At 70.7% G+C, this 13,986-nt stretch carries 10 protein-coding genes; 4 read left to right on the top strand and 6 right to left on the bottom strand.

Translation table 11 applies throughout. The features are described from left to right. Window positions 1-98 precede the first annotated feature (98 nt). Both OG230_RS32875 and OG230_RS32880 read right to left on the bottom strand, forming a co-directional pair. Entirely contained in the window at window positions 99-1,709 is a 1,611-nt protein-coding gene (locus tag OG230_RS32875) for a cellulase family glycosylhydrolase (RefSeq protein WP_328911609.1), read from the bottom strand. Window positions 1,710-2,117: 408 nt separating this feature from the next. Next, window positions 2,118-3,452 carry a geranylgeranyl reductase family protein gene (locus OG230_RS32880; protein ID WP_328907397.1) on the bottom strand — a complete coding sequence of 445 codons (1,335 nt, stop codon included), beginning with the start codon at window positions 3,450-3,452 and terminating at the stop codon, window positions 2,118-2,120. A gap of 312 nt (window positions 3,453-3,764) precedes the next feature. Between OG230_RS32880 and OG230_RS32885 the strand changes: the two genes are divergently transcribed. Then, entirely contained in the window at window positions 3,765-5,087 is a 1,323-nt protein-coding gene (locus tag OG230_RS32885) for a TerD family protein (protein ID WP_328907398.1), read from the top strand. 167 nt (window positions 5,088-5,254) lie between these two features. On the opposite strand, the gene OG230_RS32890 is transcribed toward OG230_RS32885, so the two are convergent. Further along, complete coding sequence (locus OG230_RS32890; RefSeq protein ID WP_328907399.1) at window positions 5,255-6,514, bottom strand: cation:proton antiporter; 1,260 nt, start codon at window positions 6,512-6,514, stop codon at window positions 5,255-5,257. 6 nt (window positions 6,515-6,520) lie between these two features. Beyond that, on the bottom strand, window positions 6,521-6,991 hold the full coding sequence (locus OG230_RS32895) for a TrkA C-terminal domain-containing protein (protein ID WP_328907400.1): 471 nt from the start codon (window positions 6,989-6,991) through the stop codon (window positions 6,521-6,523). A 289-nt stretch (window positions 6,992-7,280) separates the two neighbouring features. On the opposite strand from OG230_RS32895, the gene OG230_RS32900 reads away from it, so the two are divergent. The 3 genes from OG230_RS32900 (at window position 7,281) to OG230_RS32910 (ending at window position 11,304) form a co-directional block, all read left to right on the top strand. Continuing rightward, window positions 7,281-8,243, top strand: a complete 963-nt coding sequence (locus OG230_RS32900) for a sensor histidine kinase (RefSeq protein ID WP_328907401.1) — start codon at window positions 7,281-7,283, stop codon at window positions 8,241-8,243. Beyond that, window positions 8,240-8,905, top strand: coding sequence for a response regulator transcription factor (locus OG230_RS32905; protein WP_328907402.1), 666 nt, complete (start codon window positions 8,240-8,242; stop codon window positions 8,903-8,905). The genes OG230_RS32900 and OG230_RS32905 overlap by 4 nt, the downstream gene beginning before the upstream one ends. Window positions 8,906-9,735: 830 nt before the next feature. Then, window positions 9,736-11,304, top strand: a complete 1,569-nt coding sequence (locus OG230_RS32910; protein ID WP_328907403.1) for a pectate lyase family protein — start codon at window positions 9,736-9,738, stop codon at window positions 11,302-11,304. A gap of 139 nt (window positions 11,305-11,443) precedes the next feature. Here the strand turns inward: OG230_RS32910 and OG230_RS32915 are convergent, their stop codons facing one another. Together OG230_RS32915 and OG230_RS32920 are read right to left on the bottom strand one after the other, a co-directional pair. Next, complete coding sequence (locus OG230_RS32915) at window positions 11,444-12,142, bottom strand: DUF4328 domain-containing protein (protein ID WP_328907404.1); 699 nt, start codon at window positions 12,140-12,142, stop codon at window positions 11,444-11,446. 91 nt (window positions 12,143-12,233) lie between these two features. Continuing rightward, the gene (locus tag OG230_RS32920; RefSeq protein WP_328907405.1) at window positions 12,234-13,970 is read right to left on the bottom strand and encodes a PASTA domain-containing protein; all 1,737 of its coding nucleotides are present in this window, start codon (window positions 13,968-13,970) and stop codon (window positions 12,234-12,236) included. Window positions 13,971-13,986: the final 16 nt, after the last annotated feature.

The following is a 13,986-nucleotide window of genomic DNA, read 5'->3' on the forward strand; positions in this document are numbered from 1 at the left end:
GCCAACGAACGTGCTGTTAGCGGACGTTGACGGCTCGGGCGCCGTGCACCGACCGGCGGGGGAGCACTTCCCCCCGCCGGTCGGCGGATCCGGTCGGTTCAGGCGGTGGCGCAGGCGCTCCCGCTGAGGGTGAACGCGGCCGGGGCGGCGTTGGCGGCGCCCTTGCCGGCGGTGAAGCCGACGGTGACCGAGCCGCCGGCGGGGATGGTGGAGGTGTAGGAGGCGGGGGCGACGCTCACCGTGCCTCCGTTCTGGGTGGGAACCCCTCCCCACATGTTGGTGACGGTCTGGCCGTCCGCGAAGGCGAAGCCCAGCGTCCAGCCGTTGATGACGGCGGTGTCCGTGTTACGGATGGTGATCTCGCCCTGGAAGCCGCCGGACCACTCGTTGACGACGCGGTAGCCGACGGAGCAGCCCACGCCGGGTGTGCCGCCGGCATCGGTCCTGACGTTCACCGTGGCCGAGCGGGGCGAGCGGTTGCCCGCCGCGTCGCGTGCCTGGACAGCGAAGGTGTACGCCGTGTCGGCGGTCAGGCCGGTCAGGGTGACCGTGGTGGTGGCGGAGGAGGCGACCGTCGTCCCGGAGCCACCGCTGACGCGGACGACGTCGTAGCCGGTGACGCCGACGTCGTCGGTGGCCGCGGTCCAGGTGAGCGTGGCCGATGTGGCCGTGACCGCGGAGGCGACCGGCGTTCCGGGACTGGTCGGGGCCTCGGTGTCGCCCGGCGTGCCGCCGAACACGGTGGCCTCCCGGGAGGTCTGGGTGATGCCGTCGGCGCCGTTGAAGATGCGCTCGCCCCAGGAACTGAGCCGGCTGGGGTCGAAGTCGATCGCGAGGTCGAGCACCGGGTCGGTGTTGCCGCTCCAGGACCAGGCCAGGTACCCGAGCCCGAGCTGTTCGGCGGCGGCCATCATGGTGTCCTCGTCCGGGTCGCCGTACTGGTCGGCCGGTCCTCCGAACTCGCCGATGAGGAGGGGCAGTCCGGCGTCGACGAAGGCGTTCAGGTAGTCGGTGACCTTCTGGGCCGTGTTGTAGACGCTGTACATGTGGATCGAGAAGATCAGGTTGCCGGTGGGGTCGGCGTCGTACACGGACCGGGCGTTGGCGCGCATGACCCCTTGCCAGTCCTGGCCCCAGTTGGGCGCGTCCACCATGATCGTGTGCTCGAACCCGGCGGTGCGCAGCTTCTGGACGGCAGCGGTCGTGGGAGCCGTCCAGCCGGCGGGGTCGGTGTTGCCCCACGGCTCGTTCCCGATGTTGATGACGACGTAGTTCTCCTCGCCGGCGAGTACGTCCTTCAGGCCGATCCAGTAGTCGGCCGCCTGGTCGAGAGAAGCGGCGGCTGCCTCCTCGCCGTAGCCGGTGGTGTCGTGCACCTCCAGTACGCAGATCAGCCGGTTGGCCTTGCACTGGCCGATGACGGCCGCCACGTCCTCGGGGCTGTTCCTGGTCCAGCGGTGGCCGTTGGAGAGGACGACGCGGACGGTGTTGGTGCCCCGTGCCTTGATGTCGGCCAGCGACTGCGTCTCGCCCGGGTACCAGGTGTGGGCGTGGTTCACGCCACGCATGACGAAGTCGTTGCCGTTGCCTTCCAGCAGGCGGCCGTTGCTGATGTGGAGGCCGGTGGCAAGGGCGTCGGACGGCTGGGCCCGTGCGGCGGCCGGGGGGCCGAGGGCGAGGAGCCCGATGAGCATGGCCAGTCCGGACATCAGGGCGGTCACGGGGCTCGTTCGCCTCGTACTTCTTCTTCTCACTGCGACTCCAGGGGGGTGGGCGCCAGGAAACAGGGGCGTCGTACGGGGGGTGTGGGAGCGCTCCCATGAAGCCAGCCTGTCCAGGGCACGTCAAGGTGTCGCGCGAGCTCCGACGCCTGAATGGCCGGTGTGCGGCCGGGAATCGGCTCGGCGAAAGGGGCGCCGGGACCCTGCTGCGAGGCGTCGACCACGGCGTTCGTGGCTCGGTGCGACCAGTCGCCGAGGTGGTGGGACAGATCGCTTTCAGCCATCGGGAGGACGGGCCGCCCCGAGTCCCCGCGGATCGACGGCCGGTCCCGCCGACCTCAGCTCGGAGGGCGGCAACCTTCCTGGCGTTGGCGACGACTGTCTGCTGTCACCGGGTCATGCCGACCGGCTCCTGCGCACCTTGGGTGCCGGGACCAGCCGGACGACGGTGTTCAGGAGGTGGTCGATCACGTCGTGCGAGGGCTTGTCCGTGAGGTTGGTGAGCATGCGGGCCAGCGTGTTGAGCAGGAAGGGCGATCCCATGACGTAGCGGTTGAGTACCGGTTGGAAGCCCGACCGGCTGAAGACGATGTCGGCGGCGGCGTTGCCGAGACGGTAGTAGCGCCCCCAGCGGTGGTTCATCTCGACGGGATAGCCGTGCAGCACTCGCTCCCGCCCGGGGCCCGGAGGATGAGCGAGGGCCAACGCGGCGCTCTCGGCTGCGACTTCGCCGGCCTCCATGGCCTGGCCGATGCCCTCCCCGTTCCAAGGGCTGACCATGCCCCCGGAGTCGCCGACCAGGAGGAGCCCGCGCGTATAGAGGGGATGACGGTTGAATCCCAGGGGCAGCGCCGCGCTCCGGACAGGCCCCTCGGCGTTCTCCTCCCGCAGTCCCCAGGCGTGGGGAGTGCGGGCCAGCCACTCGTCGAGCGTCGTCCGCAGATCCGCGGTTCCGTACCGTCGGTGAGGCAGCGCGCCTAGGCCGACGTTGACCCGGCCGTCTCCCATGGGGAAGATCCACCCGTATCCCGGCAGGTAGTGGTCGCTCCCCGGGAAGCGGAGGTCGGCCCACAGCTCCAGGTACTCCTCCTGGGACCGCTCCGGGCTGCGGTAGTAGCGGCGAGCGGCCGTCGCGATCTGCCTGCCCGGGTCCCGCTGAAGCCCCATGGAGAGAGCGAGGCGGGCGGAGGCGCCGTCGGCCGCGATGACGATCGGCGCGCGGAAGGCCACCGGATCCTTCGTTCCGGCCGTGGCGGTGACTCCGGTGATGCGCCCGGCCCGGTCCGTCACGGGCGCGGTCACCTTCACCCCGTTGCGCAACCGCGCCCCGGCGCCCACGGCGTGACGGGCCAGGATGTCGTCGAAGTCGTGCCGGCTGCGCGAGAGGCCGAAGTCCGGGTAGCGCCCCAGGGCTGGCCAGTCGATGTGCACCTGATGCTTCCCGGCCACCCAGCGCATACCGCGGGAGCGGGTCCACCCGGGCGCCTTGATGTCGACGCCCATCCGGATGAGCTGGTGCACCGCGCGCGGCGTGAGGCCGTCCCCGCACACCTTCTCCCGGGGGAAGTCGGCCTTCTCCAGCAGCAGGACGTCGATGCCCGCCCTGGCGAGGTGAAAGGCCGCGGACGAGCCCGCCGGCCCCGCCCCCACCACGATCACCTCGGCTTCCTCGCCCGAGCCGTGGGCGGAGCGATCGTCCGGCGGTGACTGGTCTGGCGTCGTTTCCCGCACGGGAACCCCTTCCTGGGACAGCCGGTGCCGTGCCGAGGACGGCACCCCCGTCATCATCGACCAGGGGGAGCCGCTACGAAACCTGCCCGGATGCGGGTTCGCCCGCGGGGACGTGTGCCCGTTCGGGTCGGATGGGGTCGGCCGGGGCGGACCGGTCCGTCGACGGCGGGCCGGTGATGCGGCCGGCCAGGAAACGGATGCGAACTCCACAACTTCCCCTGGAGAACGGGCAATCCACGCCTTCGGAGAGGGGAGCGCCCCGAAATCTCGTACGCTGCCGCCGTGGGAAGAGGCCGTGGAAGGGGGACCCACATGTCCTTGCAGAAGGGTGCCAACGTACCTGTAGGAAGTCCCAGGGTCCGGGTGGAGCTGGGGTGGCGGACGGGACCCGGGGCTCCCGATGTGGACGGGTCGGCTCTGCTGCTGACGGCGGCCGGCAAGGTGCGGTCGGACGACGACTTCGTGTTCTACAACCAGCCTGTGCACGCCGGCGGCGCCGTGCGCCACGAAGGCAGGCGGCAGGACGGTACGAGCGCACTCGAGACCATCGGGGTGGAGCTCTCCGCGATCGAGCAGGAGATCGGGACCGTGGTCGTCGCGGCGTCCACGGACGGCACGTTCGGTCAGGTGTCCGGGCTGTTCGTGCGCGTGCTGGACGCGGAGACCGGTGCGGAGACGGCGCGGTTCGATGCCACGGGTGCCACCTCGGAGACGGCATTCGTGCTCGGAGAGCTGTACCGGCGCAACGGCGGATGGAAGTTCCGGGCGGTGGGCCAGGGGTACGCCTCCGGGCTGGAAGGGCTCGCCACCGATTTCGGCATCACCGTCGACGAGCCCGCCGCGCCCGCGCCGGTGCAGCGGACGGCGCCTGCCCCGCAGCCCTCTGTGCCGGTGCAGCGGACAGCGCCCGCCCCGCAGCCCTCTGTGCCTGCCTCACCTCCTCCTGCGCCACGTCGTCCCGCGCCGCAGGCTCCGCCGTCCGTGCCCGCCCAGCCGGTGCGGCTCTCGAAGATCACGCTGACGAAGGCGGCGCCCGCGGTGTCGCTGACCAAGCAGGGGGCCACCTCGGGAGGCATGCGGGTCAATCTCTCGTGGAGCGCAGCCACGCCGCCGCGTGGCTGGATGAGGAAAGGGAAGGACGCCGTCCGGCTGGCGGACGTCGACCTGGACCTCTCGTGTCTGTGGGAGTTGCAGAACGGCGCGATGGGGATCGTCCACCCCATCAACAACCAGTTCGGCTCGTTCGACCAGCCTCCGTACATCCGGCTGGACCAGGACGACCGGACCGGTTCGAGCGAGACCGGCGAGAACCTCATGATCAACCTTGATCACGCGGCCGAGATCAAGCGCATCCTCGTCTTCGTGGTCATCTACACCGGGGCGTCCAGCTTCGCCGGTCTGCACGGGGTCGCCACGCTGTATCCGCCCGCGGGTCCGCCGATCGAGGTGCGGCTGGACGAGTGCACCGTTCCGTCGCCGGTCGCGGCGATCGCGCTGATCGAGAACGTGGGCGGGGAACTGATCGTCCGACGGGAGGCCAAGTACCTCCTGCTGCCGCCGGGCGTCCTCAAGCAGCAGGCTGCCGACCTCGAGTACGGCTGGGGGATGACCTGGCAGGCGGCCAGCAAGGACTGACCGGTCGCCGGCCTTCGGACACCCGCGCCGCGGCGGGCCCTTCCGCCGTGGAATGCCGGCCTGGGCGGGCCGCCAGGGTGCTCACGGCCACGCACGAACGGAGTCCGCGCCGACGACCCCGCACCGTTCACCGACGGCCGACCTGCTGGTGACCGCCCCGGCTTCGCTCACGTACGGGCGGCCGGATCCTGGTCCTGGAGTACCTCCGCGGAGTTCGCCTCCGGGGACTCCGCGGGCGAGGGCACAGCGGCCGGCACGGGCGAACCGGGCGCGCGGCGGCGGCCGATCCATGCGGCCATGGGTTCGGTGTAGCGGGCGGTGAGCGGCCCGATCACGACCAGGAGCAGGACGTACGCGGTGGCCAGCGGGCCCAGCGCCGGTTCGATGCCCGCGGTGACGGCGAGCCCGGCGATGACGATGGAGAACTCGCCCCGTGCCACGAGGGTGCCGCCGGCCCGCCAGCGCCCCTTGACCCCGATCCCCGCTCTGCGCGCGGCCCAGTACCCGGTCGCGATCTTCGTGAGCGCCGTGACCACGGCCAGCGCGAGCGCGGGCAGCAGGACGGGCGGGATGCTCGCGGGGTCGGTGTGCAGGCCGAAGAAGACGAAGAACACCGCGGCGAACAGGTCCCGCAGCGGGCTGAGGAGGGTGTGCGTGCCCTCGGCGACCTCGCCGGACAGGGCGATGCCCACGAGGAACGCACCGACCGCGGCGGAGACCTGGAGCTGCTGGGCGATGCCCGCGACGAGGAGGGTGAGTCCGAGAACGACGAGGAGGAGCTTCTCGGGATCGTCGCTGGAGACGAACCGGGAGATGAGCCGCCCGTACCGGACCGCCACGAACAGGACCGCCCCCGCGACACCGAGCGCGATGGCCAGCGTGAGGCTTCCCGCCGCGAGGCCGACACCGGCCAGCAGGGCGGTGACGATCGGCAGGTACACGGCCATCGCCAGGTCTTCGAGCACCAGGATGCTGAGGATGACCGGTGTCTCGCGGTTGCCGACCCGGCCCAGGTCGCCCATCACCTTGGCGATGACGCCCGAGGAGGAGATCCAGGTGACGCCGGCCAGCACGACCGCCGCCACGGGACCCCACCCCATCAGCAGCGCCGCGACCGCGCCGGGCACGGCGTTGAGGGCGAAGTCGACCAGCCCGGCGGGGTACTGGGTCTTGAGGTTGGAGACCAGATCGCTGGCCGTGTACTCGAGACCGAGCATCAGCAACAGGAGGATGACGCCGATCTCGGCGCCGATCGCGACGAACTCCTCGCTCGCGCCCATCGGCAGGAGGCCGCCCTCACCGAAGGCGAGGCCGGCCAGCAGGTACAGGGGGATGGGCGAGAACTTCAGACGGCCCGCGACCCGGCCGAGCAGGCCCAGGCCGAGGATGATCGCGCCGAACTCGATCAGGAAGAGAGCGGAGTGCACCGGCGGTCACTCCTGCCCGAGTATCGCGGCTGCGGCGTCGACGCCTTCGCGGGTGCCGATCACGATGAGGGTGTCCCCGCCGGCGAGCCGGAAGTCCGGCGCGGGGGAGGGGCGGGCCTCGGCGCGGCGCAGTACGGCCACGATCGACGCTCCGGTCTCGGTACGCATCCGTGTCTCGCCCAGCACCCGGCCGTTCCAGACGGAGTGCGCGGACAGCTCGATCCGTTCGGCGACCAGACCCAGATCGGTGGTGTGGAGCACGTTGGGGCTGTGGTGGGCCGGCATCAGCGCGTCGATCAGCGAGGCCGTCTCCGCGCCGGTCAGGTGCACGGACTGCGCGCAGGCGTCGGGGTCGTCGGCCAGATAGATGTTCACGGTCCGGGTGCTGTCCCGGTGCGCGATGACCGACAGATGGCGGTGTTCGCGGGTGGTGAGGTTGTACTGGACCCCGATGCCGGGCAGCGGTGTGGTGCTCATCCGTGGAGCAGGCACAGCTCTGTCCCCCCTTGCTCTGTTCTCGACTGCGGTGCGGCGCCGGCCGGACGTGCGAGGCAGGTCCCCGTTCCGGCGCGAGCTCATCGTGCCACCTCCCGGTCGCGGGCGGATATGGGTGTTGGCACGGATGGACAAAGCCCCCGGCCGGACGGAAGGCTGACCGGGGACACCGCTCCCGCCGCAGGTCACCGTAGGTGTGGGGCCTCCGGGAGGGGATAGTGGAGGTGAGCGCGCCGATCAGGCGGACGGGACGACGAGGGGAGAGACGATCATGTCGCTGTACTGGCGGATCTTCCTGCTCAACGGCGCCGTCCTCGTCGTGGCCGTTCTGCTGCTGTTCGGCCCCGTCACCGTCTCGACCCCCGTGCTCTTCGGTGAAGTCGTCGTCCTGCTCGCGGGGCTGGCGGCCATGCTGATCGCGAACGCCGTACTGCTCCGCATCGGCCTGGCCCCGCTGGGCCGGCTGACCCGCGCGATGTCCGCGGTCGATCTGCTGCGCCCCGGAAGCAGGACCCGGGTGGAGGGGCCCGGCGAGGTGGCCGAGCTGACCACGTCGTTCAACGCGATGCTGGGGCGGCTGGAGGCCGAGCGGGCGACGAGCAGTGCGCGGGCCCTCTCCGCGCAGGAGGCCGAGCGTCGGCGCATCGCCCAGGAACTCCACGACGAGGTCGGCCAGACCCTCACAGCCGTCCTGCTGCAGCTCAAGCATGCCGCCGACCGGGCGCCGGAACCCCTGCGCGAGGAGCTCCGCCAGGTGCAGGAGACCACCCGAACCAGCCTGGACGAGATCCGCCGCGTCGCGCGCCGCCTGCGCCCCGGAGTGCTGGAGGAACTGGGTCTGCACAGTGCCCTGCGGGCGTTGACGGCGGAGTTCACCACCGGTTCGCTGACCGTGCGGCACGTCATCGGCCCCGGCCTGCCCGAGCTGGACGAGGCGGCGGAGCTGGTGCTGTACCGGGTCGCCCAGGAGGCCCTGACCAACGCCGCCCGCCACGCGCACGCCACCGATGTCGACGTGCTCCTTTCCTCCCCGTCGGCCGGGGCGGTGCGGCTTCTCGTACGGGACAACGGCACCGGTATCCATCGGGCGGCCGAGGGCGCCGGTATCCAGGGGATGCGTGAACGAGCCCTGCTGGTCGGCGCGGATCTCGCGATCGGTCCGGGCCCGAACGGCGGCACCCAGGTGCGTCTGGACGTACCCACCACCGCCCGCGGGGCGAAGGAGACGCAGTGACCACAGCGGACCGGGCGCCGACCCGCGTGCTTCTCGCCGACGACCACGCCCTCGTACGCCGCGGAGTGCGGCTCATCCTCGATGCCGAGCCGGACCTCACGGTGGTCGCCGAGGCCGGCGACGGAGCGGAGGCCGTCGACCTGGCCCGTGCTCAGGACGTCGACCTCGCCGTCCTGGACATCGCCATGCCGCGGATGACCGGCCTCCAGGCCGCCCGCGAACTCTCACGGCTCCGGCCGGGGCTGAGGATCCTCATCCTCACCATGTACGACAACGAGCAGTACTTCTTCGAGGCGTTGAAGGCCGGAGCCGCCGGATACGTCCCCAAGTCCGTCGCCGACCGGGACCTCGTCGAGGCGTGCCGCGCGGCGATCCGGGACGAGCCGTTCATCTACCCGGGCGCCGAGACCACCCTGATCCGCAACTACCTCGACCGGGCCCGCCAAGGGGATCCGCTGCCCGCCCGTGCGATCACCGAACGCGAGGAGGAGATCCTCAAGCTCGTCGCCGAGGGCCACTCCTCCAAGGAGATCGCCGAGATCCTCGTGATCAGCGCCAAGACGGTGGAGCGCCATCGCGCGAACCTGCTGCAGAAACTGGGGATGCGCGACCGCCTGGGACTGACCCGCTACGCGATCCGTGTGGGTCTGATCGAGCCGTAGTGGCTGGAACGACGCTCAGCAGGACGCGGTGCACGGTGCGTACGAGTCGTGGGGTTTCGACGGCATTCCGAGGCTGAGAAGAGAGCGCTTGCTGCCGAGCCGGCGCGAGGGTGGTCCCTAGGCGAAGGGTGTGAAGAAATTGCGCGACGGGCTGGGCGGTCCCGTCGGCCGATGCCGGTTCGTGCGGGCCGTTCCCGGACCCGTGGCCTGACAAAGTGCCAGCTCGCAGCGGGTCATGCGAGGCGTAGTCGCGCGTCGGTGCCGAAGGGTGGGCCGACTGCCTTACGGGGCACCGCAGTTCGGCTCGAAGTGGCCGTGTCCGGAGCCTTGCCAGCCCAACAGAAGCCGCCCTAAGCTGCGCGGGCAGAAAGCGCTTTCCCCCCACGAGGAGCACCTTCGGTGATGCGGGTCTCGCGGCACCTGCCGCGATCCTCGCATGAATCGACGTCTGTCCGGAACGGGGGCTTCACTCCGGATGCCGACGCGCCATGGAACGAAGGGTGTACGCCATGACGAAGACGCACCACGGGCGGAGAGGCGGCAGCTCCCCGTAGGAAGCGGCCGGCCGTGCCGCCGGCTCCGGTATGCCTCGCCCGGCAGTTCGTCTCGCGAAGCAACCGAGGCCACGGATCTCGCGGCAGGGCGTCGAAGGCATCGAACTCTGTTTCACAGCACCACAGTTGACCCGAACAGATCGAGAACAGCCCCCCTGTACGGGGGCTGCCCCGACCTGCCCGGCGACAGGTCGGCAGCCTCTACGGCCGGCCAGGCATGACCACGGAACGCAGCAGCAGCACCAGGCAATTCGAAGAGGATATGGGGATACCAGGATGAGACGACCAGTCGCACTCCGACTCTATGCGGCGCTGGCGACGACCGCCATGGCGGTCGCCGGCGGTGTGGTTCTTTCGACGCCCGCGGCCTCGGCCGCGACCGGCAGCGCCACCGGCTACGCGACCCAGAACGGGGGGACCACCGGCGGTTCGGGCGGGCAGACGGTGCGGGCCACCACGGGGACCGCGATCCATGCGGCCCTGTGCGGCCGGGCCAGCAGCAGCACCCCGATCACCATCGAGGTCGAGGGGGTCGTCAACCACGCCAACACCGCCAAGGTGTCGGGCGACAGTTGCTCCACCGCCGACGGCGTCATCGAGCTCAAGCAGATCAGCAACGTCACCATCGTCGGGGTCGGCAGTGGAGCCGTCTTCGACCAACTGGGCATCCACATCCGTGAATCCAGCAACATCATCATCCAGAACGTGACGGTCCGGAACGTCAAGAAGTCGGGCTCGCCCACGTCCAACGGCGGTGACGCCATCGGCATGGAGAGCGACGTCCGCAACGTCTGGGTCGATCACACCACCCTGGAGGCGTCGGGCGGGGAGTCGGAGGGGTACGACGGCCTCTTCGACATGAAGGACAACACCCAGTACGTGACCCTGTCGTACAGCACCCTGCGCAACTCCGGTCGCGGTGGACTCATCGGCTCCAGCGAGAGCGACCTCTCGAACGGCTTCATCACGTACCACCACAACCTGTACGAGAACATCGACTCCCGCGCGCCCCTGCTGCGCGGCGGCATCGCCCACATCTACAACAACTACTACGCGAGCCTCAACGAGTCCGGTATCAACTCCCGGGCCGGCGCCCGCGCCAAGGTGGACAACAACTACTTCAAGGACTCCAAGGACGTCCTGGGTACGTTCTACACCGACGCGGCCGGGTACTGGCAGGTCAGCGGGAACATCTTCGACAACGTGACCTGGTCCAGCCCCGGTAGCGAGAACAACCCCGCGGGCCCGAACCCGACGTCCAACACCTCCGTCAGCATTCCCTACTCCTACACCCTCGACGACGCCAGTTGCGTGCCGGACGTCGTGAGTCGTACGGCGGGTGCCAACAAGGGACTTCAGGTCTCGAACGGCAGCTGCTCGCCGCAGTCCCCGACTCCCGGACCGACCGAGCCGACGCCCGGACCCACCGAGCCCACGCCCGGACCGACGGAGCCCACGCCGGGACCGACCACGCCCGCCGGGACGAACCTCAGCATCGGTGCAGGCTCCGACGGTTCCAGCAAGGCCGACGGGACGAGCTACGGCAACGTCCGGGACGGGAACCTGAGCACCTACTGGTCGCCGGCCGGCTCGACCGGTTCCGTCTCGGTCAAGTGGGGCTCCTCCACCGCCGTCTCCTCGGTCAACATCCGGGAGGCATCGGGCTCCGCGGGCAGCATCGGCTCCTGGAGGCTCATCAACGGCGACACCGGCGCCGTCCTGACCTCCGGCAGCGGTGCAGGCGTCATCACGTTCGCCCGGACCTCCCTGCAGAAGATCACCTTCGAGATCACCAGCGCGACCGGTACGCCGAAGGTCGCCGAGTTCGAGACGTACGCCGGATAGCGGCCACCGAACGCCCGGAACAGGGGCCGTCGTATCCGACGGCCCCTGTTCTGCCTCGCGGAGTGGGTGGCGCGCGTACGGTGCGCCCCGTGACGCACCACCTCGGCTCACCGACCTCCGAGTGCGGAGCGACGGCGGGTCACGCCACTTGTTCGTCGGGGACGGCGGACCCGGTGGCCTGCGGCGACGGCTCGGTCATGCGCTGCAGTTGTGCGGCGGTGATGGCGCGGACCATGAACGCACCGGCCACGGCGGCGCCGACGACGGCCGCGTCCACGAGCAGGAGCGGAGGGACGTCCGTGTAGGCGCGGGCGATGACGGAGTCCGTCGTGCCGGAGTGCATCAGGCCCGTCCCGGTCAGCGTGCCGACCAGCCACAGGCCCCACCACCAGTTCACGACCTGCGGAAGGCGGGTGGCCGGTGCGCTCGCGTGGTGGATGTCCGCGACGATCCCGCGCGGTACCCAGAGGTTGGCGACGGGGAGGACCCAGCCCGCGTACATCCATGGCCAGGCGTAGCGGGGGCTCTTTCCCGAGAGGGCGCGTGCGTTGTCCCGGACGCTCCACAGCCAGGCCAGGAAGACGATCGCGCACAGCGCCGTCGCCCCTTCTGTCAGGGCGTTGACGAAGTGGTAGGAGTCCTCCAGCGCGGTCAGCGGGCGGTGCCCGCCGTCGCTCTGTTCCGGCGGTCCCGACGAGGGTTCTCCGGTGGTGGCGAGCCGGATGTGCCACACGGCCAAGGCCGCCCAGGCTGTGCCCGCGAGGCCGAGCGCCGCGACGGCGGACAGGGCGACTCCCCGAACCGGGCGAAGGGCTGAGGATTCCGCATGGTCGTTCATGTGCTCATCCTTTCGTAGGGAAGATCGCGTACGCCACACGCTTTGCCGCCGAACTCGCTCGTCGCCGGGTGCCCGGCTCCATCGGGCCGGGTCACCCGGAGTTGTACCCCCACCGGGGCTGGCCGTCCTTGCCCATGAAGCACTTCGCGGGCCGTCCGTCGGCGGTCGTCGCGGTGCTGCCCACGGGGGAGCAGTACTGCCCGAACTGGACGCCTGCCGCGCCACCGGTGCTGCTTCCCGAGCCGGTGGAACCGCCGGAGGTGCCGGAACTGCCGGACGAGCCGCCGCTGGTGGTGCCGCCACTGCTCCCGCTGCTGCTTCCGCCCGTACTGCTTCCACCGGTACTGCCCCCCGAGCCGGTGCCGTAGGACGGCTGCGGCTTCGGTGCAGGCTTGGGCTTCGGTTCGGGCTTCGGCTTGGGCTTCGGTTTGGGCTTCGGGCTCGGTTCGGTGCAGGGGGCGTCGGCGCCGATCAGCCACAGGTCGACCTGCGTGTAGTCGTCGACCTCGGCATCGGGCTCCGGCTGCTGGCGGCAGACCTGCCATCCGGCCAGATCGCGCGACGTGTCGTCCAGGCGCTTACCGGTGTGGGCGTGGAACGGGACTACATGATCGAGGCCGAGTGCGTCGAGGGCCTGCGAGGCGTCGTCGAACCGCTCGCCGACGAGGTCCGGCATGAGGACCCGGCGGGGGCCGAACAGCCGTGTCGGGCACTCCTCCCGGTCCGGGACCGCGTACAGCGTCAGCATGCGGGTCGACGGGCGGACGGTCTCCTCGTGGCCGGGGAGCTGGAAGCAGACCCGCCACCCCCGCGCGGTGGGTTCCAGCGGCCGGAACGCGGAGGACGCGTCCATGGCCGAGACCGTCCGCCACGCCTGGGCCTCGGCCTTCGATACGGCAGAGCCGAGGGAAGCGCCGGTGAAGTCAGGGACGCTCTGGGTGCGGTCCGCACGGACCTGCGCGGACGCCTCGTCCCCACTGGTGTCCGATGCCGTACCGCCGAAGAACATCAGGGCCACGCCCGCGGACATCAGGACGGGATGCCGGCGTATCCAGGTGGCGATCCGCGTTCCGCGACCGGGGCGCACGGGGGACTCGGGAGGCAGGAGTTCCCCCATGGCCTGGAGGAGCTCTCCCCTCGGGTCGAGTTTCGAGCCGTTCAGCTTGTGCGGCTTCCCGTCCACGAGGAGGTCGACGGCGTCGAACAGCCCGTACGTGGGGCGGAGTATCCGCAGAGGTCGGGGCACGCGGGTCGCCTTGGGAGCCCACGGATTCCGGAGCAGGACGAGTCCGTTCCCGGTGAGTGCGGCATGGCCCCAGCCGTCGCGGTAGAGCGCCCGGACCACTTCGCCCCGCTCCAGCGCCTCCAGCAGCGCCTTCTTGTGGGCGTCGGAGAGGGAGATGCTCTCGCCGGCGGCGACCTGGGCCGTACGCGCGTCCTCGGCGAGCGGGTCGGGCACCGGTTCCCCGGCCTGTACGAGGAGTTGGCCGGACGCGTCGAGCTGCGAGCCCCAGAGGCCGATGCTCCGCCCCTTCACCGACACGTCCACGATCCTCCGGGCGCCGTGCGCGGGGCGCAGGATCGCCAAGGGCCTCGGAACCCGGGTCACCCGCGGCGCAGGACCCGGGCCCAGCAGGACGAGGGCGCTCCCGGTGAGCGCGGCGTGTCCCAGTCCCTGGTGATAGAGCGCCAGTACCTTCTCATCGGCTCGGAGGGTACGGAGCAGCGCCTTTGCCCCGGAGGCCGGGAGCGCGAGGGACTCGTGGGTCGCCACCTTCGTGGTGCGGGAGTCGTTCCGCAGGAGGCGCCGAGTGGGATGGTCGGACATGTGGGGATGTTAACGG

The organism is Streptomyces sp. NBC_00234, from assembly GCF_036195325.1.
GTDB lineage: Bacteria > Actinomycetota > Actinomycetes > Streptomycetales > Streptomycetaceae > Streptomyces.